The organism is Streptomyces sp. SID13031 (assembly GCF_010548305.1).
GTDB lineage: Bacteria > Actinomycetota > Actinomycetes > Propionibacteriales > Kribbellaceae > Kribbella.
In genome coordinates, this window is record NZ_JAAGLV010000016.1 from 85,540 (window position 1) to 109,599 (window position 24,060).

A 24,060-nucleotide genomic window follows, 5' to 3' on the forward strand; every position below is an offset into this window, starting at 1 on the left:
CAGAATTTCGCCTACCTTGTGCTGACCTGCCCGGGCAACTGCACCCGCTCAAGGTCGAGCCAGTGGGCCAGTTGGGCCAACTCAGCGGCCAGCGGCTCGGTGAACTCGGGGGCGCCGGGCTCGGGGGTGATGGTGGGGACGAGGAGGGTCGAGTTCTTGCGGTCGGCCTTCAGGTCGACTCGGGCGACCAGGCGGTCACCGAGCAGGAACGGCAGGACGTAGTACCCGTGGATCCGTTGGGCGGCCGGGGTGTAGATGCTGATCCGGTAGAAGAAGTCGAAGAGCCGGTGGGTTCGGTCGCGGTTCCAGATCAGGGTGTCGAAGGGCGAGAGCAACGCGCGCGCCTGGATCGGGCGATCCTCGGCGGTCGACCATCGATAGCTCTGCTGAGTCACTCCCTCGACCCGCACCGGGATCAGCTCGCCGGCCTCCACCAACTCGTCGACGATCGCCTTGGCCGTTGCTGCGGGCAACGGATAGTGACCGCCCGTACTTCCGCACAGCTCGCGAAGGGTGGCAATCCCAAGGCTGCGGGCCGAGATCCGCACCAGCTCAAGCCGCGCCTCGTCGGCGGTGAGCTCCGGCGCGCGGAGCACTGCGTCGGGAAGAACCCGCTCGGTGAGGTCGTACAACCGCTCGAAACTCCGCCGCCCGGCGATCATCACCTGGCCAGTACTGAACAGATACTCGACGGCGATCTTGGCGTCCTGCCAGTTCCACATCGACCCGGTGCTCGGATCCGGATCGGGATCTCTCCGCTGACGCCGTGCTTCGCCGCCGCCCGCCTCGCCCGCCGTCATCGGCCCCTCGGCGGTGATCCGCGCCAGCACTTCGCCGACCAGCCCCGGCCGCTCGACACTCAGCCGCCGCATCCCCACCACCACCGACCACGGCACAGACACCGCAGGATCACGCGGCTCATCCCAGACCTGCCGCTCGGCCGCCCGCATCCGCCACCGCACCAACGGATAACTGCCCACCGGCAACAAGCTCGCCTTATGCCCCCAAAACCCCTCGAACAGCTCCGGCCCATCACCCCAGACCATCCGGTCCAACGTCGCCCGCGAGTACTCCCCCACCCGAGCAAACACCGGCAAATAGTGCGACCGACACAACACATTCACCGAGTCCACCTGCAACACACCGACCCGCCCGACCACCCCCCGAACCCGCCGCACATCAACCCGCCCCGCGCGCACTCCCCCAAACCCCTGCGCCCCCAACACGACCCGCCGAGCCTCTCTCACCGAGATCGACTCCCCGACCACCACCATGAGCCGAACCCCTCAGCCGAGAACCAGACGCTCGTCACCGAAGTCGGCGACGATCTCGAGTTTGCCGCCGATCGCCTCGACATACCTGCGGATGGTGCTCAGCTCAGAACGGGCCAGTTCACCCCGCTCGATCTTGGACACCGCCGTCTGACTGACGTGCAGCCGCTCGGCGACCTCGACCTGGGTCAGACCATGCTTCTGGCGCACATCGGCCAGCCGATAGGCACGCACCTCATCCAGCGCCTCCTCCCGGAATGCGGCCACCTCGGCCTCGTCCCGCGAAGTGCTGACGAACTCGTTCCGCACCTCGTCACGCCTGCGACACTTCATTCACTCCCCTGTTCTGCCAGGCGCTCAACAGGCGTGCGCTGGGTAGGGCTCGGATCGAATCTCCTTCAGATTCGGATGCCGCGACCCTTTGATCGTCTCCACCACTGGCCAACCGAGCCCCGGGCCGTACTCAGCAACCAGATCCACCCGAGCCAGCAGCCGATTCCGCTCGATCGCCGGCAACTGCCGCAACCACCCGAGCAACCGTCGGTTAGACAACCTCGAACACCGCACCCAAAGCCTAACCCCTAGAGGTTATAGAACCCATAGGTTCTACCATCTTCGGGCCAGGCTCCCGACACCCCTTTTGCGGGCTCCGAGCGGTGCCCACTGGCGGGTTGTTGTATCGCTGGTGTCATGCAACCCGCCAGCGGTACAACAACCCGCTAGCCGACCTCCAACCACCGCCGCCGGCAAGTGCACGACCGCGCGCCGGCAGTACGAGGCTCGAGGTGACGCTGACCGGCACGAGCTGAGGGGTGCGCTAGCTGCTGCAGTCTTTGCAGAGGCCGACTAGGGCTACCTGCTCCGGCGCTAGGTGGAAGCCGAGTTCTCGGAGGAGTTTTCGGCGGACTGGGTCGAGGATGTCGCCGGCTACGTCGAGGACCGTGCCGCAGTCGCTGCAGCGGAGGTGTAGGTGGCGGGGGGCCAGGTCGCCGGCCAGGTGGTACGTCGTGCCGGCGCGACCCAGGTGGACGTGGGTGACCAGGCCGAACTCGCCCAGCGCGTCCAGTGCCCGGTAGACCGTCGCCCGGTGGATGCCGGGGCGCAGCTCCTCGGCGCGTTCGCCGATCTGCTCTGCGCTCAGGTGCTCGGCCGTGGCGGCGAGCACCTCCACCACGGCGAGCCGAGCCGGGGTCACGCGTTCGCCTCGTTCGCGGAGGCGTTGCGCGGTGACCTCGGCCGGGCCTTTCGCGGCGGCGGGGGTCATCAGGCCTTCTTGGCGGCGGTCTTCTTCGCCGTGGTCTTCTTGGCGGTCGTCTTCTTCGCCGCCGTCTTCTTCGCGGCAGTCTTCTTGGCCGCCGTCTTCTTGGCAGCGGTCTTCTTCGCCGGCGCCTTCTTGACCGGCTTCTTCACCGGCCCACGAGCCCGCTTGTCGGCGAGCAGCTCAGCGGCGCGCAGCAGCGAGATCGTGTCGACCGAGTCGTCCTTGCGCAGCGTCGCGTTCGTCTCGCCATCGGTGACGTACGGACCGAAGCGGCCCTCCTTCACCACGACCGGCTGACCGGACGCCGGGTCTTCACCCAGCTCCTTCAGCGGCGGCGCGGCGGCACGGCGGCCACGCGCCTTCGGCTCGGCGTAGATCTTCAGCGCTTCCTCGAGGGTGATGTCGAACATCTGGTCCTCGGTCTGCAGCGAGCGCGAGTCCGTGCCCTTCTTCAGGTACGGCCCGTAGCGCCCGTTCTGCGCCGTGATCTCGTCCCCGGACTCCGGGTCCTTGCCGACCACCCGCGGCAGCGACAGCAGCTTCAGCGCGTCGGCCAGCGTGACCGTGTCCAGCGCCATCGTCGAGAGCAGCGACCCGGTCCGCGGCTTGGCGCTCTTCGGCGCGTCCTCCGGCAGCACCTCGGTCACGTACGGTCCGTAGCGGCCCGCCTTCGCGACCACCTTGAGCCCGGTGTCCGGCGTCTTCCCGAGCTCCAGCTCGACACCAGAAGGCTGCGAAAGCAGCTCCTTGGCCCGCTCGACCGTCAACTCGTCCGGCGGCAGGTCCTCGGGCACGTTCGCCCGGGTCTCCTCCGGCCCTTCGACGTACGGTCCGTACCGGCCGACCCGGACGACGATCCCACTGTCGGCGTCGCCCACCGGGAAGGTGGACATCTCCCTGGCATCGATGTCGCCCAGGTCACTGACCATGGACTGCAGGCCCTCGACCCCGTCGTCACCGAAGTAGAACCGTCCGAGCACGCCCTCGCGCTGCAGGTTCCCGGCGGCGACGTCGTCCAGCACGTCCTCCATCGAGGCCGTGAACGCGTAGTCGACCAGCCGGGTGAAGTGCTGCTCCAGCAGCCGCACGACGGCGAAGGCCAGCCAGGCCGGCACCAGCGCGGTGCCCTTCTTGTAGACATAGCCACGCGCCTGGATCGTGCCCAGGATCGAGGCGTACGTCGACGGCCGGCCGATCTCGCGATCTTCCAGCTGTGCGATCAGCGTCGCCTCGGTGAAGCGCGACGGCGGCTTCGTCTCGTGGCCGGAGGCGAACACCTCGGTGGCCGGCAGCACGTCGCCCTCGGACACGTCCGGGATCTGCGTCTCACGGTCGTCGGTCTCGGCGGACGGGTCGTCCGCACCCTCGACGTACGCCTTCAGGAAGCCGTGGAAAGTGATCACCCGGCCGGACGAGGTGAACTCGCAGTTCTCCCCGGTCGAGGCCTTCGCGTCGATCTTGATCGAGACGCTGTTGCCGGCCGCGTCCTTCATCTGGGACGCGATCGTCCGCATCCAGATCAGCTCGTACAGCCGGTACTCCGAACCGCTGAGCCCGGTCTGGGCCGGCGTCTGGAAGTGCTCGCCGGCCGGCCGGATCGCCTCGTGCGCCTCCTGCGCGTTCTTCACCTTGGAGGTGTAGACGCGCGGCTTGTCCGGCAGGTACGACGCGCCGTACAGCTCGCGGACCTGCGCCCGGGCCGCCGTGATCGCGGTGTCCGACAGCGTGACGCTGTCGGTACGCATATAAGTGATGTTGCCGTTCTCGTACAGCCGCTGCGCGACCTGCATCGTCTGCGAGGCGGACATGTTGAGCTTGCGCCCGGCCTCCTGCTGCAGCGTGGTGGTCCGGAACGGCGCGTACGGCTTGCGGGTGTACGGCTTGGACTCGATCGAGCGGACCTTGAAGGTCGACTCCTGCAGCGCCGCGGCCAGCGCGGTGGCGGTCGTCTCGTCCAGGTGGACCGTGCTCTCGCTCTTCAGCTCACCCGTGGAGGCGAAGTCGCGCCCCTGGGCGATCCGCCGGCTGTCCACCGAGACGAGCCGGGACGGGAAGATTCGCGGCGTCTTGCCCTCGCCCGCGTCGAGCTTGGCGTCCAGGTCCCAGTACGACGCCGTCCGGAACGCGATCCGATCGCGCTCGCGGTCGACCACCATCCGGATCGCGACCGACTGCACCCGGCCCGCCGACAGCTTCGGCATGACCTTCTTCCACAGCACCGGCGAGACCTCGTAGCCGTACAGCCGGTCCAGGATCCGCCGGGCCTCCTGGGCGTCGACGAGCGCGTCGTTGATATCGCGCGCACTGCCGACCGCGTCCTGGATCGCCTTCGGCGTGATCTCGTGGAAGACCATCCGCTTGACCGGGATCTTCGGCTTCAGCTCGTCCAGCAGGTGCCACGCGATGGCCTCGCCCTCGCGGTCCTCATCTGTCGCGAGATAGAGCTCGTCGGCGTCCTTGAGCAGGTCCTTCAGCTTGCGGATCTGCGCCTTCTTGTCCGCCGGTACGACGTACAGCGGATCGAAGTGGTCCTCGATGTTGACCCCGAGGCGCGCCCAGGGCAGCCCCTTGTACTTCGCCGGGATCTCGTCGGCCCCCTTGGGCAGGTCGCGGATGTGGCCGAAACTCGACTCCACCACGTAACCGGCGCCCAGGAAGCCGGCGATCATCCGCGCCTTCTTCGGCGACTCGACGATCACCAGGCGGCGCTGACCGCCGGCAGCCGTCGAAGACTTGCCGGACGTTGCCTTGGTGCCTGTTGCCCCTGCCACTGCGCTCCTCGCCTGTCAATGCCCTAGCTGTGCTCTCAACGCCTGCAGCCGGACAGCTTGTTCCCCCGAACAACAAAACCGCACCGTCCACGGACAGAGTACGGCCGACAGCAACGCATTTCTCAACGCACGGTAACCGCTCGGGGCACCATCGGCCTCATCAGGGTTTCAGAAACTCACCGAAAAACTCGTCCAGCGCATGTCGCGTGAAGGCGACCGCAGCGTCCGGAGAGACCGTTCCGAGCCCCTCGGACAGCACCGAAGGGTCGATACCTGACACGCGCGCGAGGCCGGGCAGGGTAAACGCGTAGTCACCGAGCGAACCGTGCCCGCCGTCGGGCAGCAGCACCTCCTTCTTCCAGCCGCGCTGAGCCGTCCAGAAGCTGGACCAGGTCGCGTCCGTAGACCGGGAATGCCGCCCGGCGCCGACCAGAAGGAACGGCCGGTCGAGCCCGCGCCGGGTCACTTCGCTGGGTTGGTCGCCGTCGTACATGCCGCCGTCCAGGTTGACCCCGGCGTCGATCCGGCGGTCCACCAGCATCGCCGAGGCGGCCGCCGAGCCACCCATCGAGTAGCCGTACATCCCGATCCGGCTCAGGTCCATCGCCCGGCTCAGGCGACGCGGCAGCCCGGGCAGCGCGTCGAGGACGAATCTCACATCCGCCACCCGCGTGTCCGTGGCCTTCTTCACAACTCCCGGCTCGTCCCAGGGCACCAGCGCACCCACCACCCGGCCGCCCGGGAACTCGACCGGCGCCTCCCCGGTGTGGTCGATGGTCACCACCACGTACCCGCGACTGGCGAGCTCCTCGGCCTGGTTCGTCCCGATCACTCGGGAGGCGCCCGAGCCGGGTGAATAGAGCAGTACCGGGTGCCGCCCGCAGGGCTTCGCGTGACGCCGAGCATTCGTAGTACTGCCGGCCAGGTCGACCTTGTCGCCGGCCAGGCCCAGGTAAGAAGCCATCTCGGCTCCGAGGGCTGGGGCGGCGGCCGGCTGGACGTAGGGGGCGTGCTTGCGGCGAGTAGCCCTGGTCGGATACCAGACGCTGACCATCAACTCCCGCCGCTTCCCCGGCTGCCACGGGTCGGCGCGCTTGGGATCCGTGAGGTGCACCTCAGTCGTCCCGATCCCGTACGGCCCGGTCGGCTCCGGCAGCACCACCCGGTACGGCGTACTGACGGCCGCCGCCGGCGCTGCCTCCACCGGGGAAGGCAGGACTCGGGCTGCTGCGACCGGTACGGCGAGCGCTGCGCAGGCGGTCGCAAGGGCGGTTGCGATGATTCGGCGCTGGATCATCTGTCCAGCCAATCCCAGCAACAGCCCCAGCGGATCGTCCTAAGGCGTGATCTCGGAGTCATCCCTTGGTAGCACTCGGCTGCCTGATCAGGCGACGAACTCCATCACGGGGTGGCGGACCGGGGTCAGCGCACGAAGCCGACCTCCGGGAACTCCGCGGACTCTTTCTCCAGCAGTCGTTGCGGCCGGCCCTGCAGGAACTGGTCGAAGAACGCGGTCAGGTAGGTGCGCTGGGCGAGCAACATCCGGTGCCGATCCAGGATGCCGCCCACGTTCGCCTGGACCTGGATCGCGCCGTCGTCGTCCCCGGTCAGCGCGTAGAAGACGTCGTAGAAGAAGAACTGGTAGTCGGAGAAGCCGAGATGGTTCGTGCCCGGCAGTTGCAGGTTGAGCTTCCAGCCCCGCTGGTTCTTCCAGAACGCTGCCCACGACTTGTCGTAGGTGTCCGGGACGGCCGGGTCCGTCCGCTGGCTGCCGTCCGAGCCGAAGAGCATGAACGGACGATCCAGGCCGCGCTCGGCGGCCGGCCCGAGCGGGCCTAGCTGCATGTCGTAAGCGAGGGTTCCGTCCAGGTCCACCCCGGCGTTGATCCGTCCGTCGACGGCCATCGTGTCGGCCGCGGTGTGACCACCGGCCGAGAAGCCGAACATCCCGACGTTGCGGATGTCCAGCGCCTGCCGCAGACCGGCCGGCAGGTTGCGCCGCTCGGCGTCCGGGTTGAGTCCGTACGCGAGCAGCGTGACCTGATCGAGAACGAACCGGGTGTCGGCCACCCGGGTATCGAGGGCCGCCCTGGTCTGGTCCGCGGTCGGCAGCAGCACGTCGGTGCCCGGCACGAACCGGCCGCCCGGGAACTCGACCGGCCCCTCGTGGGTGTGGTCCATCGTCACCACGACGTACCCCCGGCTGGCCAGCTCCTCCACCTGAGCGGTGCCGTAGTACCGGCTGAGCGGGTACCCCGGTGAATACAGCACCACGGGATGCTTGCCGCGCTCCGCCGGTACGCCGACGCGGGCCTGGGTGTCGCTGCCGGCGAAATCGAAGATCGGGTCATCGAGGCCGAAGGCCGCTTTCGACAGGCTGTGACTCAGCACATCCGCGGTCTTCGGCGGCATGTACTTGGCGAACGGCCCCTCGGCGCGCGGCCGCGCGGGGTACCAGACGCTGACCATCAGCTCCCGCTTGCCGCCCGGTGCGCTCGCGTCGTCACGGGCCTGGTCGATCAGGTGCAGTTCGATCGTGCCGATCTTGTTCGGCCCGGTCGGTGCGGGCACGTGGATCTTCGTCGGCGGGTACGTCGTCGCAGTGGCGGCCGCGGCGAGGCCGCTACCGGCGGCCGGATCGGCATCGCGCTCACCAACGGGGTACGCCTGGGCCAGCGCGGTAGTCGACAACATCAGGCTCGCCGCCAGGCCGGTCCCGAGGATCCAGCGGCGGCTGAAGCTTTGATAGTTCGTCATGCGAATCATCGTCGCCGTCGGGGCCGCCCGCATGATCCACCGCCGGATGGAGACCACATCCCAACTTCATGACAGCTGCTTCACCACGAACTAGTGACAAGCGGTGGGCCGGTGAGCTATCAATAGCGCAATCCTGTTCATAGATGCGTGAAGTGAGGCACTCGTGAGCATCTTTGTCCGCGTTAAACGTTCAGTAGTCATCGCCGGGACATCCCTGGCCTTAGTCGCGGGTGCCCTGGCCAACGCCGTCGGCCCCGCCAGCGCAGAACCGGCTGCAGCCGCAGCGGGCACCTCTCTGGGTGCCGTGACCGACTTCGCCGCCGACAGCGCGCAGTACACGCTGACAGCCGGTACTGCGAAGGTGCGGGTCGTGTTCGTGAAGGACGACGTGTTCCGGATCTGGCTCGCGCCGGACGGCACGTTCACCGACCCGGCCAACACCCCGCCGACCGACCCGACCGCCCCGGCGTCGAACATCGTCGCCAAGACCGACTACCCGAAACCCGCGACCAGCTGGACCGACAAGGGCAGCTACTACTCGCTGACGACGGGCAAGATCGAAGTACGGGCGAACAAGTCGCCACTGCGCTTCTCGCTCTACCGGGCGGGCGGCCAGCAGGTCTGGGCCGAGACAGCACCCCTGTCCTGGACCGACAGCTCAACCACCCAGTCGCTCAGCCGCGGCGCCACCGAGCAGTTCTTCGGCGGCGGCATGCAGAACGGCCGGTTCTCGCACCGCGACCAGACCATCACGGTCGCCAGGGACTTCAACTGGGAGGACGGCGGCAACCCCAACGCCTCCCCGTACTACATGAGCACCGCCGGGTACGGCGTCCTGCGGAACACCTTCGCGCCGGGTAGCTACAGCTTCACCGCCCCCGTCGTCACCAAGCACGACGAGAAGCGGTTCGACGCGTACTACTTCGTCGGCGACCTCAAGACCTCGCTGAACCGCTACACCGAGCTCACCGGCCGGCCGTTCATGCCGCCGATCTACGGACTCGAGTACGGCGACTCCGACTGCTACAACCGCGGCCACTACGCCACCGACCCGGACTCCAGCAATGACTGGAAGGTCAATCCGGAGAAGACGACCACGCTGGACGCCGTCAAGGTCGCCCAGAAGTTCCAGGACAACGACATGCCCGGCGGCTGGATGCTCGTCAACGACGACTATGGCTGCGGCTACTCCGCCAACACCGAGTCCGAGCAGGTCGACGGCACCTGGTGGGGCAAGCGGGACATCTCCGCGCTCAAGCAGACCGGCGACGAACTGCGCAAGCGGAACATCCAGATGGGCTTGTGGACACAGTCCTCGCTCGACCGCCAGCCGGCCGAGGTCGGCGACGCAGGAGTCCGCGTACGCAAGCTGGACGTCGCCTGGGTCGGCCCGGGCTACCGGTACGCACTGAGCGCCTGCGACACCGCCCACGACGGCATCGAGCAGTACAGCAACGCCCGTGGCTACGCCTGGATGGTCGAGGGCTGGGCCGGCGCGCAGCGGTGCGCAGTGCAGTGGACCGGCGACCACAGCGGCTCGCTGGACGCGATCAAGTGGCAGATCCCGGCCATCACCGGCTCCGGCAACTCCGGGATCGCCTACAGCGCAGGCGATGTCGACGGCATCTTCGGCGGCTCCCCGACCAGCTACACGCGAGACCTGCAGTGGAAGACGTTCAACCCGGCTTTCATGACGATGTCGGGCTGGGCCACCCCGGCGTTCAAGCAGCCGTGGACGTACGGCGAGCCGTACACCTCGATCAACCGCAAGTACCTCAAGCTGCGCGAGCGGTTGCTGCCGTACTTCTACTCGTACGCCGCCGAGGCGCACGAGACCGGCGCGCCGCTGAACCGGTCGCTGGTGCTCGAGTACCCGAACGACCCGAAGACCTGGGACGACACGACGAAGTACGAGTTCCTTGCGGGCAAGGAGTTCCTGGTCGCGCCCTCCTGGAGCGCCGACGAGGTCAAGAACGGCATCTACCTGCCCAAGGGCAACTGGGTCGACTACTGGACCGGCAAGGTCTACACGGGTCCGACCACGGTCAACGGCTACAAGGCCGGGCTCGACACGCTGCCCTTGTTCGTCAAGGCCGGCGCGGTCGTACCGATGTGGAAGAGCGGCATCAACAACGCCGCCGAGCAGGGCTTCGGCGATCGACTCACCGTCGACATCTACCCCGAGGGCAACTCGTCGTTCAGCCTCTACGAGGACGACCGGGTCACGCGTGACTACAAGCAGGACAAGTCGGCCACGCAGCTACTCGAGGTGTCCGCACCCGTCGCGGGTCGCGGCGACGTCACCGTCAAGATCGGCACCAGCAAGGGCTCGTACGCCGGTAAGCCGGGCGCGCGTCCGTACGAGCTGACTGTCCACACCGGCACCGCTCCGCGCGATGTCTCGGTGGGCAGCGTGCAGCTCAACAAGCAGGCCAGCAAGGACGCCTACCTCGCAGCCACCACCGGCTGGTACTACGAGAACGGCGTCGTCCTCGTGAAGACCGCGTCCATCTCCACCGCTGGCGATGCAACCGTCCGACTGGGCGGCACCACCTCCGTCGGCGGCGGCAAGTCAGTCCTGGAGTCCACCGGTACGCCGGAGCTCTCCTCGCCGTCGCTGTGGAACGCACCGGGCCAGGCCACCGAGCTCACGGCCACCTTCACCAACCCGACCGCGTCGACGATGCGCGACGTCAAGCTCGCGCTGGCTCTGCCGGCCGGGTGGACGTCGACCGGTACGAGCACCTTCGCCAAGGTCGACCCGGGCAAGACCGTCACCACCAAGCTCGCGGTGACTCCGGCGGCCTCGGTCAAACCCGCCAGCTTCACCTTGCAGCTCGACGCGTCGTACCTGGTACACGAGACCGGCTACAGCAACAGCGCCGTCGCGACCGCACAGTTGCCTTATGCATCATTATCGCAAGCTGCGACCGTGGTCGGCGTCAGCGATGTGAAGAGCTTTGCCCAAGGCAACTTCGACGGCTCGGGCAACAGCTTCAACGGCGAGGCCCTGGCCGCGGCCGGCTACACCCCGGGCGCCAAGGTGACCGTGCAGGGCGCCGACTTCACCTGGCCGACCGGAGCACCCGGTACGCCGAACCTGGTGAAGAACCAGTCCGCACCGATCCTCGTCTCGGGTACCGGTTCGCATCTGGCCCTGCTGGGTGCGGGTGCGAGCCTGAACGCCAAGGGCGACGTGACGATCATCTACACCGACGGAACCGAGTCGAAGGCACCGCTGCAACTGCCCAACTGGTGCTGCCAGGACCCGACGACGGGTGGCGCGAACCTCGCCGTCTCCGTGAAGGGCCGGTATACACAATCCGGTCTGGCCAACACCACCACGGACTACCGGGTCTTCTACACCGCCGTACCGCTGACGGCGGGCAAGACGGTGAAGGCGATCAAGCTGCCCGGCGGCGGACTCGGCTTCTTCGCGGCGACCCTGGCGAACAAACCGTTGCCACCGGCTCCCACTGGTCAGCCGTGGGTGAGCGACCTGCAATGGGTCGACTCGAGCAACGGCTGGGGTCCGGTCGAGCGGGACAAGAGCAACGGCGAGGACGCTGCCGGCGACGGATCGGCCCTGACGCTCGACGGAACGCAGTACGCGAAGGGCCTGGGCACTCACGCACCGTCGTCGGTGACGGTACGGATCGGCGGCAACTGCACGGCCTTCACCGCAAAGGTCGGTGTCGACGACGAGATGGAGGATCGCGGCAAGGTCAGCTTCAAGGTGCTCGTCGACGGTGTGGCGAAGTACACATCGGATCTGCTCACCGGAACGTCCCCCACCGTGCCCGTCACCGTCGACACGACGGGTGGCCAACTGCTGACACTGCAGGTAACCGATGCCGGTGACGGCGTCACCAGCGATCACGCGGACTGGGCGGAGGCGCGGCTGACCTGCAAGAACGCCTGAGTCGACAGCCGGCCGGCGAACGCACAAGCGACTTTCGGCTGGACTTTCCCTGACTGATCCCGGAACCCACCTGTCAACCGTCCCAGGGGACGGTACAGGTGGGTTCCGGTGGTATCTGGGCCCTCGTCCATGACAAGGTCTGACCTGCAAGACCAAGCAGCCGCCGTGGCCCCCTCCCATGGTGGTGCTGGAGCCACTGCAGAAGTAGTGCCAACACCATCAGATCTGGTCCCCGGCAACGCTACTTTCAAAGTAGACGAAAGCCGTCGGGGGCAGCAGTTTTCAGAGAGGGCGCGTGGAAGTCATGGTTGCGACATACCTGAAGAGATGGGTCGGCAGCCGAGTCTTGAGCCGAACCACTCGCAAGGGTGGTCTGAACTTGTCCAAGATGCGGGTCTTCCCGCGCCAGGTCTCGATGCCGCTGCGTCGCGTCGGCCTCGACCCGGTACCCGAGCTCGGCGCGATCCGCGAGGTCGAGCCGATGCACAAACTGGCCAACCTGTTCGGGCTGAACGTCTGGATGGTCAGCGGCCACGCCGAGGCCAAGGTGGTGCTCGCCGACTCCGCCAACTTCAGCAACGACATCCGGCCGATGATCGGCTCGGACCCGAACAAGCCGTCCGAGGGCATCGGCGGCCTGGGCTTCACCGACCCGCCGGACCACACCCGGCTGCGCAAGCTGCTGACGCCGGAGTTCACCAAGCGCCGGCTGGCCCGGCTGGAGCCGATGATCGAGAAGATCGTCAACGACCAGCTCGACCTGATGGCGGCCAAAGGCCCGGTCGTCGACATCGTCGCCGACTTCGCCTTCAACGTGCCGTTCCTGCTGATCGCCGACCTGCTCGGCGTCGAGGAGCAGGACCGCGACCGGTTCCGTGCGCTCGGCCCGGCCCGGTTCGATCTGTCGGGCGGTGGCATCGGGGTCTTCGGTTCGGCGAGCGAGTCGCGCGAGTTCCTCTTCGAGATCGTCGGCAAGCAGCGGTCGCAGCCCGGCGACGGCCTGATCGGCTCGATCATCCGCGAGCACGGCGACGGGATCGACGACATCGAGCTCGGTGGGCTCGCTGACGGCGTCTTCCTCGGCGGCTACGAGACCTCCGCGAGCATGCTGGCCCTCGGCACCCTGGTACTGCTCCGCGACCCGGAGAACTTCGCCCGGCTCCGCGACGAGCCGGAGTCGGTGGACGCGATCGTCGAGGAACTGCTGCGCTACCTGACTGTCGTCCAGGTGGCCTTCCCGCGCTTCGCCAAGCACGACCAGGAACTATTCGGCCACCAGGTCAAGAAGGGCGACCTGGTCGCCGTCTCCCTGTCCGGCGCCGACCGCGACAAGGCCGTCTTCGGTACCGACGCGGAAGACTTCTGGCCCCGCCGCGCCCCCGCCGCCCACCTCGCCTTCGGCCACGGCATGCACCGCTGCGTCGGCGCCGAACTGGCCCGGATGGAACTCCGCGCAGCCTTCACCGCCCTGGCCAACCGCTTCCCCGACCTGGCCCTGGCCATCCCCGAAGACCAACTCCGCTTCCGCGACTTCTCCATCGTCTACGGGGTCGAGTCACTCCCCGTGCAACTCCACGCAGCAGCCGGCGCACAGCAGGCGGCCGGCTAGAAGCCCCCACGCATGCGACGCTGACCGTCGTGCCGGGCTAGACACGTGGCGGCGCTTGGCGCGGCGACCGTGTCGGATTGACGACTGGTTGGTGGCGTGCGCAGGGGCTCACCGCCGTCCGGTCGGCGTGCGACGGGACTGCAGGGCAGTGCCTTTTGGGCACTGGCTGTGGTCGTTCGCGCACGGGTTGGCCGGGGCCGGTCATCTCCCACCCGATCGAGGGCACCCTGCTGTTCGGAACCGCGCATTCGCGGCCGGACTACGAGGGGAAGATCGTGATGGGTGGACGAAAGTCCGTTCGGTGGCGGGTGGGGCGCTGGGGCCCGCGGAGCGCCGCTGCTGTAGGGGTGATGATGAGCTTGTCCCTCGTCGCTGGGTTGGGCCAACTTCAGGCGGCGCAGGCGGTCCCTGCGGCGCTGGACGCCGAACCGGCCGGGTTGGCCGATGTGCTGCTCGGCAGCTACATCCTGGTCACCGACAAACAATCGGCCGAGCACCTCGTGGTGAGCGCGGACCTGCTCGACTGGCAGGCCAGGAATCCGCAGGCCGATCCTGACGCGATCCGCGAACACGCTGCGGCGACCGAGGACAAGATCGATGCCAAGGTCGCGGACTACCTCTGGCAGCGCAATGCCGCCGAGGCCGTCGGTGCAGCGATCGAGGCGATCGGGCCGGCCTCGGCCGCCGCGCCGATCGGACCGAAGGTCCGCGAGCTGATCTTCTCGATCGTCGGCACCAGCAACGTGTCGCGCTCCGGCAAGGCATCCGACCGGGTGAGCGGAGCCCAGCAGCAGATCGCCTGGAACTCCGACTTCGCGAAGGCACAGTCGTCGGTCTGGGCCGGAGTGGCCCAGCAGGCCCGCGCGAATGCGTCGTTCCGTGGCGGCTGGAACGCGGCCATCGGCGCGACCCTCGGTGTCGATGCCGCGACCACCGGAGCGATCCTTGCCGCGACTCCGCAGTTGCGGGGCACGCTTGATTTCGGGGCGATCTTCGCGGCCCAGGGCAGCCCGTCGTACCCGCTGGTGATCAATGAGCAGCTGACCAAGCTCACCGACAAGCTGAAAGCGGATCGGGACAAGGACTTCGCCACCTTCGGGAAGGCGCTCGACGACCGTCCGCCGGGTGCCGCGTGGACGGAGCCGGACGCGAAGCAGCGGGAGGAGGCCAAGAAGGCGAGCGAAGAGCGACTGGCACGGATGAACGATGCCAAGGCAGGGATGGACGGGCTTGCGTTCCTGGCCGGTCTGGTCAGCCCCGATCTCGGCCGGCAGATCAGGTTGTTCGGTGACGGAGCGATGCAGATCGCTCAGGCTGTCGACAAGGTGATCACCGCGGCCCAGTTGGTGAATACGGCGTTCTCATTGGCGGCGGTCGGCCTGACCGGCAACTTCATCGGTGCGATCAGTACGCTGGTCACCTTGTTCGCCGGTGCTGGGGAGACCGTGGACCAGCAGATCCTCAAGGCGATCGCCGCCTTGCAGAAGCAGATCGCAGACCTTCGGGTTCATCTGGATCGCCAGTTCGACCGGATCGACCGGAAGCTGGACGACCAGTTCGTCGCGATGCTGGGCGAGTTCCAGAAGCTCGGCGAGGACGTCCAGGAGGTCAAGGACCAGGCCGGGACGATCGCGGTCAACCTGGCCAACGTGGAGAACCAGTTGCAGGTCCTGGGCGTCACGCTGCTCAAAGCGATCCAGTCGCTGGCGAAGGGTCCGCTGTGGACTACCACCGACGCCCTGATCGACTACAGCTTCTACCATCGCGATCGCCTCCTCACGCAGGAGATGTACGACCAGGGTGAGGCATCCTTCTTCAGTACGGCCCGAACCACGTCGGCCGAGGACGCGTTCGTGGTTCCGGAGGAGGCCTATACCGACGTGAGCGCAAAGGTCGGCCCGGTCCTCGAGCAGTACGGACCGTACGGCTCGATCTCGTTCCTCGGCGCCTATGCGCACAAGGCCCTCGACAGCACCTACCCGCAGCCAGGCAAGGTGGGGAACGCTGCGGTCTGGGAGCTCGCGGCGAACGGCTACAGTCTGCTGTCGAGCCAGAATCCCACCTTGGCCAAGGAAGTCAGTGAGATCAGGGCCGGGCAGGTCATCACCGCCGGCCGGGAGATCCGGGACACCGCCCAGTCGTTCAGTGCGCCCGGACCGGACGGCAGCACCAACAAGATCTTCGGCTCGCTGACCACCAAGTACCGCGACGAGTTCGTCAAGCTGATGAACACCGTCCAGGACCGCGAGCAGTTCGTGAAGGACGGCAAGACCTACAAACTGTTCGGCGGTCTTAACCAGACCATCCCTTCCAACGGACTCGAGAGCCCCCTGCAAGCGCCACAGTGCGACGGCTCGCTGGGACCGCTGGACACGCCGACCAATGTGTCGGGGAAGCTGCTCCCGACCGCGGAGATGTTCGCCCGCTACATCGGGCTCAACAACCAGAACTGGGCCGGCCCGGCGTACGACGTGTGCTGGCGAGCCACCTGGGAGAACAAACACTCGGAGTACGACTACACCGGACCGTTCCAGATCCGAGCCGATTTCGGCGACCTGGCCGTCGTCTTCGAGGAAGGGCTGACCTGGCCGGAGAAACCACGGGGAGTTGCCCGCACCACCAGCAAGATCGTGACCAAGGACTATCAGTACCAGGGCTGCTCGCGGGCGTCGCCGGATGTGCCGTTCTACTGCGGTGACGATCCGCCCATCACGCCGCCGCAGAAGCTGGTTGCGGATTGGGACGGGTCGGCGAAGGCCAACTTCCAGACCGATGCCGAGAGCAACTCTCCGGTGGCGCCCGCGGAAGATGCCACGAACCGGATGACCCAGTTCCTCACCAACAAGCGGATCGAGCACTACCAGAAGGCGGCAGCCTTCCTCCGTCAGAACCCTTCGACCACCAGTGAGCTCAACCTGCTGGTCAGTCTCCACCGCGCCTATACGCAACTCGGCTTTCCGCGGGCATTGGAAGGTGACGACAACCTGCGGGCGCTGCTGTTCGGCGACCACGCCATCTACAACGACACTCCCGACGAGTACAACGCGATCGCCGGGATGATCGATGCCGCCGCGGTCAACCTGGCGGATAACAAGCCACCGGAACAGCAGGACCAGATGGAGGGCACAGACAAGTGCCAGCGGCTGGACGGGTTGACGGGGGACGACCCGTTCATCGCCTGCCTGGCCTGGAGTTCCGCGGTTCGGCTCAACCGTTTGGCCGGGCGGTACGCAGAGCACTTCAAGGCCCGGTCGGAAGGTATCGACGAGACTCTGCCGTTGGTGCAGACAGCGATGCGGAACCTGCGCCTGGTCACCGACGCGGTAAATCCCGGAACTGTCCCCGGACCGCCGGCCGATGATCTGCCGGCGCAGGCGCCCGCGCTGGCAAGTTGGTCCACGGCAGGTCCCGCCATACCGGCCGCGGGAGTCGTCAACGGCCCGGCAACGACGACGTACAAGGGTTTGCAATTTGCGCTGTGGCGCGGCGCGGACTCTGGGCTCTACCTGTCGTCCAGCACGGATGGCAGCAGCTGGAAGCCGGCTGAACACATCCTCGCCAGTAACACCACGAGTGCCGCCCCGGCGCTGACGGTCCACGATGGCAAGTTGTTCGCGTCCTGGACGGGCGCGGAAGATTCACAGGTCTACACGTCGTCGAGCGCCGACGGCAGTTCTTGGTCCGCTCCCACCCGGGTGACGCCGCAGGGCGTGCGATCGGCCGCTGCTCAAGGTTCCAGCGCGGGTCCTGCTCTTGCGTCAGTTGGCGGGAAGCTCCACGCCGTCTGGAAGGGCGCGGGCGACGACAGCGCGATGTACGCAGCGAGCAGCGTAGACGGAGTCACGTGGTCAGCGCCGGTAGCGGCCGGCACCGACGGACACACATCGGCCGGCCCGGCGACTACCGCCTTGGGTGACAAGCTTGTCCTGGCCTGGACCAGCACTGACGGTGCGGTCGTTCGCTCGTCGACCAGCAAGGACGGCATCGCCTGGACGGCACCAGTCGGGGTGGCAGCCGACAGCAAATCCGGTACCGGGCCTGCCTTGACGGTTGCTGACGGCGCGGCCTATATCGCCTGGAGAGGAGTCGGTGATGACACAGCGATGTACCTGTCGAGTTCCACCGACGGTTCCAGCTGGGCCGCACGGGTTCAGGCCGGCCGCGATGCCCGGACCTCGACCACCCCGGCAGTCGGTGCGTTCAACGGCCGGCTGTGGCTTACCTGGGCAACCGGCGCGGACAATCTCTGGTCCGCCTACGCGACCAGACTGCCGATCGCGAAACAGCCGACCGCGGTGGCTCTCGGCACCGGAATCCGGATCGCGAACGGGGAACCGGCACAGCTGACGGCCGTGCTCAGCAGTCAGGGACCGATCGCGGGTCGCCCCGTGACGCTCTCGCTGGGAGCCGGAGCAACTCAGCAGAGTTGTTACGGCACCACCGATCTCACCGGTACGGCCCGATGCACCATTGCCAAGGTTGACCAGCAACTGACCGATGCCGCCAGTACCAGATTCGCCGCGTCCTTCTTCGGAGACCGTGGCTATCAGGGGTCGGATGCCGCCGGTTCGGTCAGCCTCGAGTTCATGGCCGGCCGGGCGTTCGGGTTGTCAGCCGGCATCCACCTGCCGCTGGTACGGCTCGATCTGCTCGCCACACCCGACACCGGGCAGGTCCGTACTACCGGCGCTGGAATCAAAGAACCACCTTGTACGGCGCGAGTTGACACGCTCGTCATCACTGCAAGTGCCGTCTGCGCCAAGGTCACGACCAGCACCAGTCCGAGCGTCTCGAAAGCTGCTACCACTGTGTCCGAGGTGCGGATCGGGATTCCCGGGATCGACGTTCTGGAGATTTCCGGTCTGACGGCAACCTCCACCAGTACCTGTACGTCGGCGACCGGTTCGGCCTCACTCACTCTGAAGGTGGCCGGCAAATCGGTGCCGATCTCGGGTGATCCCAACTCGGCGATCGACCTCGGCGCCGGCGCGCGCCTGGTCGTCAACGAGCAGAAGCCGGTCGCGGGCGCCGACCGCGGTCTGACCGTCAACGCTGTTCATCTGACAGCGCTCGTCGGAACTGTGGACGTCGTCGTGGGCTCCAGTACCAGCAGCCTCCACAACTGCGCGTCCCGCTGAAGCGGACCCCTGCCCGGTCGAAACCCGACCGGGCAGGGCTGCGGTGAGGTCAATCCAGTGCGGCTGCCTTGCGTAGTAGTACTGAGCGTTCGTGTTGGTTGGTGCACAGCCGGGCCGCCAGTTCCAGCTCCGTGCGCGCCTCCGGTCGCCGTCCGAGCCGAGCCAGCAGCTCCCCGCGTACGGTCGGAACCAGATGCGAACCGGGGAGCCGGTCCAGGGCGATCAGCTCGTCCACGATGGCCAGGGCTTGCGCCGGGCCCGAGGCCATCGCCACGGCGACGGCCCGATTGAGCTCGACCACCGGCGAGGGCGCGACCCGGCCGAGCGCCTCGTAGAGCACCACGATCCGGTCCCAGTCGGTGTCCTCGACCGAGGGCGCCGACGCGTGGGCGGCGGCGATCGCGGCCTGCAGGCCGTACGGACCGAGCCCGCGAGCCGATGCCTTGACCAGCGCGGCCAGCCCACGGTTGATCGCCGAGAAGTCCCACCGCCGCCGGTCCTGGTCCGCCAGCAGGACCGGCGAACCGTCCGGGTCGGTCCGAGCCTGGAAGCGCGCGGCCGTCAGCTCACACAACGCCAGCAGGCCGTGTACCTCCGGCTCGTCCGGCTGCAGCGCGGCCAGCGTGCGGGCCAGCCGGATCGCCTCGTACGCAACGTCGGGGCGCAGCAGCCGATCGCCCGACGTGGCCGTCGACCCCTCGGTGAAGATCACGTAGATGACGCTGAGCACACCGCCCAGCCGCTCCCGCCGCTCGCCGGGAGCCGGCAGCTCGAACGGCACCCCGGCCGCCGCGATCGTCTTCTTGGCCCGGGTGATGCGGGCCTGCACGGTCGGCACAGGTACCAGGAACGCGCGGGCGATCTGTTCGGTGGACAGCCCGGCGACCACGCGCAGGGTCAACGCCACCCGGGCTTCGGGGGAAAGTACCGGGTGGCAGCTGACGAACATCAGCGCCAGGATGTCGTCGTCGATCCGGTCAGGGTCGATCTCCTCGTCGATCACCGGGTCCTCTGCCAACACGGCGTACCGGTCCTTCAAGGCGGTCCGGCGGCGGATCGCGTCGATCGCCCGTCGCCGGGCCGTGGCCATCAGCCAGCCGGCCGGGCTGGCCGGAGGGTTCAGTGGCCACGACACGAGCGCCTCGGCCACCGCTTCCTGGGCGGCGTCCTCGGCCAGCCCGAAATCGCCGGTGAACCGGGTCAGCGCAGCAACGATCCGCGCCGACTCGATCCGCCAGACGGCCTCGACGTCGGCTGTACCCATCAGCTCCGGCCGGCGCTCTCGCTCCCGGCCCGCTCCTCGACGGCCCGCTCGATGCCCTGCGGCATCTCGTCATCGCCGACCACCCGCCGGACCTCGATCTTGGACCCGGTGACCGCCGGGATCCGCTTGGCCCACTCGACCGCCTCCTGCTTCGAGGCGACATCGAGCAGGAAGTAGCCCCCGAACAGTTCCTTGGTCTCTCCGTACGGCCCGTCCGTGACCACCGGCGTCTCGCCACTGAAGTCGACCACGACGCCCTGGCCCGCATCGTCCAGCCCGGCGGCCTCGACGAACACCCCGGCCTTCACCAGCGCCTCGATGTACTGGTAGGTCGAGGCCGCCAACTCCTCGAACCCGTCCATCAGCGCCGCATTCGACTCATCGGTGCCCCGCATGATCAGCATGTACTTCGACATCGCGTTCTCCTCGTCCGGCGGAACCGCCTCTCGGCCCTCGCACCCACAGGTCGAACGGCCGGCCCACGGATCGACACAGCCCCGGAAAAACCTATCGTCGCAGCAACAAACCCCACGCCTGCTCCGCCACACCTGGCGAACAGGGTGAGCGCGGGCGCTGACTGACCGCCGTTCCTGGCGAACGGGTGACCCGCACGGGCTGCCTGCGAGTGCTCCTCAGTGGGCCTGCCATTTCGCTGAGCCCCGGCACGCTTTTCGTTGGTGGCTACGGATGAGCCCCCGGGGGTTGCGGTCGGATGGTGCGTCGGCCCGCTTGCAGTCGCCAAGTGGCGAGCCGCGCACCTGGGTGGCGTGGGGTTGGGCAGTGACAGGGAACCTCCGCGCCGCCACAATGGGCGGTCTCAGCGGAGCAGTGGGTGACGGAGAAGGGGAGGGCGGGCATGGAGGCCGGGCGGATTTCCGCACGGATCGCGGCGGCGATGACGCTTGCCCAGTCGGGCGGGCATGTGGTTGCGGCTGCCCAGATCGAGGCCATCCGCGCCGAGCTCGGCGGCGTACCGAGTTATGAGCTGGCCGCGGCGGAGTACGTGCGTGGAGTGACCGCACATCACGCCAGCGATGCCGACGAAGCGCTGGCCGCGGTGGATGCGTGCCTCGACGTCGCCCGGGCGATCGACGAGCCGGGCTGGGAGGCCAACGCGTATCCGATCCGCGTGATCAACCTCGCCCGGAGCGGACGCGGTGGCGACACCATCACCGACCTCGTCGCCGCGGAGCACGCCTTGAGCCGGACTACCCATCCGGGGTTGCGTGGTTGGGCCCACACCGGTCTCGGTTACGCGTACGACGTACTGCGGCTGTTCGAGCTGTGCATCCCGCACTACGAGATCGCCGCCGGCATCGAGGAAGACGCACTCGACCTGATCGAGTCCCCCGCGATCGACCGGCTCAACCTCGCCGAGACCCAGCTCCGGTGGGCCCACGAACTCGAGCGCCTCGGCGATCCGTCGTACCAGGCCGAGATCGACGAGCGGCTCGCCTCGGCCGCGCACTGGGCGCGCGAGGCGGAGACGGTGATCGTCGATGACGAGAGCCAGGAGTACTGGCGGTTGAGCGCGCAGATCTGGCTGGCCGCGGCGGCGACCTCGACCGACCCGGCGGCCGCGATCGAAACGCTGACCCAGTGCCGCGACGAGATCAGCAAGCTCGGCGAGACCGAACGGCTGGCGATCGCAGGCGCCTACCTGGCAAGGGCTTTCGCAGCGCTCGGCGACGTGGAGCGGGCTCGCGCGGCCGCCGATCGCGCCATCGAAGACCTGCTCCCGTTGGCTGATCCGTCGACGCAACTCCTCGTCCTGCAGACCCGGTCCGAGCTCGCAGCGCTGGCCGGCGACCACGGTGCCGAGGCCGCACTCGACTACGCCTACTCGGTGGCGCGGGCCTGGTGGAAGGAACGCCAGCGCGCGCTGAACGGAGTACGGCACGCACTGGTCACCCATGACCTCTCGGCCCGCCACGATGCCGAGTGGCACGCCGCGCGCCAGGACGCGTTGACGGGGATCGGCAACCGCCGGGCGATGGACGAACGGCTGACCGCGGCCCGTGATTCGCAGCGCGCGGTGACCTTGCTGGCCATCGACGTCGATGACCTCAAGGTCGTGAACGATACCTTCGGGCATGCCTACGGGGACGAATTGCTGCAACTTGTTGCAGATCTGCTGGTAGAACAGGCGCGTGCCACCGATGCCGTGATTCGATCGGGAGGGGACGAGTTCTTCGTGGTGCTGGATCAGCCCGACGCCAAGGGTGGCGCGCAGCTCGCCGAGCGGATCCGCGCCGCGGTCGCCCTGGTCGCGGCCACGACGGCCAAGCCGTGGCTCGGCAAGCTGGGCCTGAGCATCGGGTACGCCGCGACCGCGGAAGGCGTGCCGGTGGAGCTGCTCGTCCCGATGGCGGACGGCCGGCTGTACGAGGACAAGCGCCGTTCCAGGTAAGCGCAGACGCAAGACAGGCTCGAGCAAGACAGAGGGACGGGGAGGCTGGGTGCGGGAAACGTCGGGGGTGACCGCGCGGATCGCGGCAGCGATGACGCGGGCCCAGTCGGGCAACCCGGCCGGAGCGGCGACCGACATCCGCGCACTGCTCGCCGAGCTCGGCCCGGAGCCGAGCAGCGAACGCGCTGCCGCGGAGTACGTCCGGGCCGTCGCGGCGCATCACGCGACCGACACCGACGCGGCCATGGACGCCGTCGACGGCTGCATCCGGGTGTCCCGCGCGATCGAGGAGCCCGGCTGGGAGGCCAATGCGATCGCGGTCCGGATCGTCACGCTGATCCGCACCGGCGAAGGTGGCGACTCGGTAGCCGACCTGGTCGCCGCCGAGAACGCGTTGGCCCGGACGAAGGACCCCGGCCTCGCGAGCTGGGCGCACACCGGGCTCGGGTACGCCTACGACCTGCTGCGGTTGTTCGAGCTGTGCATCCCGCATTTCGAGTTCGCCGCCGCGGCGGAGGTCGACCCGCTCGGGCTGCCCGAGTCCCCCGCGATCAACCGGCTGAACCTGGCCGAGTCCAACCTCCGTTGGGCGCACGAGATGGAGCGGCTCGGCGACCCGGCGTACGACGAGGAGATCCTTCGCCGGCGCCAGGAGGCCAAGCGCTGGGCGGCGGAGGCGAACGGCGTGATCGTCCGCGCGAACCTGATCGGCTACTGGCCGATCGCCGGGCGGATGTGGCTGGCAGCAAGCGATTTCGACGCGGATCCGGCCGAGGCCGTGGTCATCCTCAAGGACTGCCGCGACCAGCTGGCCAAGCTGGGTTCGCCGGAGCCGGCCGCGATCGCCGGTGCCTATCTGGCCAAGGCCTACGCGTCGATGGGCCGGCTCGACGAGGCGATGGAGGCTGCCGAGCGGTCCGCGACAGATCTGCCACCGACCTCGGATCCGCCCGTTGAGGCGCTGGTCCGGCACACCGCAGTACGGATCGTGGCGGACTCCGGAGACGCCGGTGCCGCGTCCGGCCTGCAGTATGCGCGAGCGATCACGCGTGGCTGGTGGGCAGAACGGCTACGCGGCCTGTACGCCGTACGGAGCGCGCTGGCGACCCATGAGCTCTCCATCAGGCATGACGCCGAGTGGCGAGCGGCGCGGGAGGACCCGCTGACCGGCGTGGGCAACCGCCGGGCGCTGGACGAGCGGATGGGCGCGGCGCTCGACTCCGGCCGCTCGATCGCCGTGCTCGCGATCGACGTCGACAACCTGAAGGTCGTCAACGACAGTCATGGCCATGCCTGCGGCGACGAGGTACTGCGCCGCGTCGCCCAACTGCTGACCGAGCAGTGCCGCGCCGACGACGTGGTCGCGCGGGCGGGTGGGGACGAGTTCGTCGTCGTCCTGGACAACCCCGACGAGCGCGGCGCCGGCGAGCTCGTCGAGCGCATCAAGGCCGCCGCGGACCGGGTCGCCCGGGGCGCGGTCGAGCCGTGGTTCGCCATGCTCCGGTTGAGTATCGGCCAGGCGAGCAGCACCGACGGTACTTCGATCAACGAACTGCTGACCGTCGCCGACCGGCGCATGTACGAGGAGAAGCGCCACCGCCGCACCAAATCAACCTGACCGACCCGCTCCAGCACCAATCCGCACCCCGCGCCAGCA

14 protein-coding genes are annotated in these 24,060 nt (G+C 68.0%); 5 read left to right on the forward strand and 9 right to left on the reverse strand.

From position 1 onward, the window contains the following. Positions 1–11: 11 nt before the first annotated feature. The 7 genes from G3I17_RS28625 to G3I17_RS28655 all read right to left on the reverse strand — a co-directional run bounded on the left by G3I17_RS28625 (position 12) and on the right by G3I17_RS28655 (position 8,060). On the reverse strand, positions 12–1,274 hold the full coding sequence (locus G3I17_RS28625) for a crosslink repair DNA glycosylase YcaQ family protein (protein ID WP_164600719.1): 1,263 nt from the start codon (positions 1,272–1,274) through the stop codon (positions 12–14). A gap of 12 nt (positions 1,275–1,286) precedes the next feature. Continuing rightward, positions 1,287–1,604, reverse strand: a complete 318-nt coding sequence (locus G3I17_RS28630; protein WP_164600720.1) for an XRE family transcriptional regulator — start codon at positions 1,602–1,604, stop codon at positions 1,287–1,289. A gap of 24 nt (positions 1,605–1,628) precedes the next feature. Next, a complete protein-coding gene (locus G3I17_RS28635; RefSeq protein WP_343238444.1) occupies positions 1,629–1,838 on the reverse strand; it encodes a type II toxin-antitoxin system RelE/ParE family toxin in 210 nt (69 codons plus the stop codon). A 250-nt stretch (positions 1,839–2,088) separates the two neighbouring features. After that, positions 2,089–2,535, reverse strand: coding sequence for a Fur family transcriptional regulator (locus tag G3I17_RS28640; RefSeq protein ID WP_164600722.1), 447 nt, complete (start codon positions 2,533–2,535; stop codon positions 2,089–2,091). Continuing rightward, entirely contained in the window at positions 2,535–5,303 is a 2,769-nt protein-coding gene (gene topA / locus G3I17_RS28645) for a type I DNA topoisomerase (protein WP_164600723.1), read from the reverse strand. Before topA ends, G3I17_RS28640 begins: the two co-directional genes overlap by 1 nt. A 160-nt stretch (positions 5,304–5,463) precedes the next feature. Continuing rightward, on the reverse strand, positions 5,464–6,600 hold the full coding sequence (locus G3I17_RS28650; protein ID WP_164600724.1) for a hypothetical protein: 1,137 nt from the start codon (positions 6,598–6,600) through the stop codon (positions 5,464–5,466). Between the two features lie 125 nt (positions 6,601–6,725). Continuing rightward, entirely contained in the window at positions 6,726–8,060 is a 1,335-nt protein-coding gene (locus G3I17_RS28655; RefSeq protein WP_164600725.1) for a lipase, read from the reverse strand. A gap of 304 nt (positions 8,061–8,364) precedes the next feature. Between G3I17_RS28655 and G3I17_RS28660 the strand changes: the two genes are divergently transcribed. From G3I17_RS28660 to G3I17_RS28670, 3 genes are all read left to right on the forward strand, one after another. After that, entirely contained in the window at positions 8,365–11,982 is a 3,618-nt protein-coding gene (locus tag G3I17_RS28660; RefSeq protein ID WP_203590889.1) for an NPCBM/NEW2 domain-containing protein, read from the forward strand. Between the two features lie 388 nt (positions 11,983–12,370). Next, positions 12,371–13,591 (forward strand): cytochrome P450, encoded by a 1,221-nt coding sequence (locus G3I17_RS28665; protein WP_239063011.1) that lies wholly within the window; start codon positions 12,371–12,373, stop codon positions 13,589–13,591. Positions 13,592–13,944: 353 nt separating this feature from the next. Then, positions 13,945–18,729 carry a choice-of-anchor P family protein gene (locus tag G3I17_RS28670; RefSeq protein WP_164600727.1) on the forward strand — a complete coding sequence of 1,595 codons (4,785 nt, stop codon included), beginning with the start codon at positions 13,945–13,947 and terminating at the stop codon, positions 18,727–18,729. Positions 18,730–18,778: 49 nt separating this feature from the next. On the opposite strand, the gene G3I17_RS28675 is transcribed toward G3I17_RS28670, so the two are convergent. Beyond that, complete coding sequence (locus G3I17_RS28675) at positions 18,779–19,993, reverse strand: sigma-70 family RNA polymerase sigma factor (protein ID WP_164600728.1); 1,215 nt, start codon at positions 19,991–19,993, stop codon at positions 18,779–18,781. Further along, positions 19,993–20,409 carry a YciI family protein gene (locus G3I17_RS28680; RefSeq protein WP_164600729.1) on the reverse strand — a complete coding sequence of 139 codons (417 nt, stop codon included), beginning with the start codon at positions 20,407–20,409 and terminating at the stop codon, positions 19,993–19,995. Before G3I17_RS28680 ends, G3I17_RS28675 begins: the two co-directional genes overlap by 1 nt. A gap of 416 nt (positions 20,410–20,825) precedes the next feature. Between G3I17_RS28680 and G3I17_RS41775 the strand changes: the two genes are divergently transcribed. Together G3I17_RS41775 and G3I17_RS42270 are read left to right on the forward strand one after the other, a co-directional pair. Continuing rightward, a complete protein-coding gene (locus G3I17_RS41775) occupies positions 20,826–22,403 on the forward strand; it encodes a GGDEF domain-containing protein (RefSeq protein ID WP_203590890.1) in 1,578 nt (525 codons plus the stop codon). A gap of 49 nt (positions 22,404–22,452) precedes the next feature. Continuing rightward, complete coding sequence (locus G3I17_RS42270) at positions 22,453–24,021, forward strand: GGDEF domain-containing protein (protein WP_203590891.1); 1,569 nt, start codon at positions 22,453–22,455, stop codon at positions 24,019–24,021. The last annotated feature ends 39 nt before the right edge of the window (positions 24,022–24,060 follow it).

Excerpts from the sequence above, each read along its gene's own strand:
- G3I17_RS28625 (WP_164600719.1), bottom strand. The coding sequence starts at position 1,274 with ATGGTGGTGGTCGGGGAGTCGATCTCGGTGAGAGAGGCTCGGCGGGTC.
- G3I17_RS28675 (WP_164600728.1), bottom strand. The coding sequence starts at position 19,993 with ATGGGTACAGCCGACGTCGAGGCCGTCTGGCGGATCGAGTCGGCGCGG.
- G3I17_RS28665 (WP_239063011.1), top strand. The coding sequence starts at position 12,371 with ATGCGGGTCTTCCCGCGCCAGGTCTCGATGCCGCTGCGTCGCGTCGGC.
- G3I17_RS28630 (WP_164600720.1), bottom strand. The coding sequence starts at position 1,604 with ATGAAGTGTCGCAGGCGTGACGAGGTGCGGAACGAGTTCGTCAGCACT.
- G3I17_RS28655 (WP_164600725.1), bottom strand. The coding sequence starts at position 8,060 with ATGACGAACTATCAAAGCTTCAGCCGCCGCTGGATCCTCGGGACCGGC.
- G3I17_RS28680 (WP_164600729.1), bottom strand. The coding sequence starts at position 20,409 with ATGTCGAAGTACATGCTGATCATGCGGGGCACCGATGAGTCGAATGCG.
- G3I17_RS28670 (WP_164600727.1), top strand. The coding sequence starts at position 13,945 with ATGAGCTTGTCCCTCGTCGCTGGGTTGGGCCAACTTCAGGCGGCGCAG.
- G3I17_RS28650 (WP_164600724.1), bottom strand. The coding sequence starts at position 6,600 with ATGATCCAGCGCCGAATCATCGCAACCGCCCTTGCGACCGCCTGCGCA.
- G3I17_RS28640 (WP_164600722.1), bottom strand. The coding sequence starts at position 2,535 with ATGACCCCCGCCGCCGCGAAAGGCCCGGCCGAGGTCACCGCGCAACGC.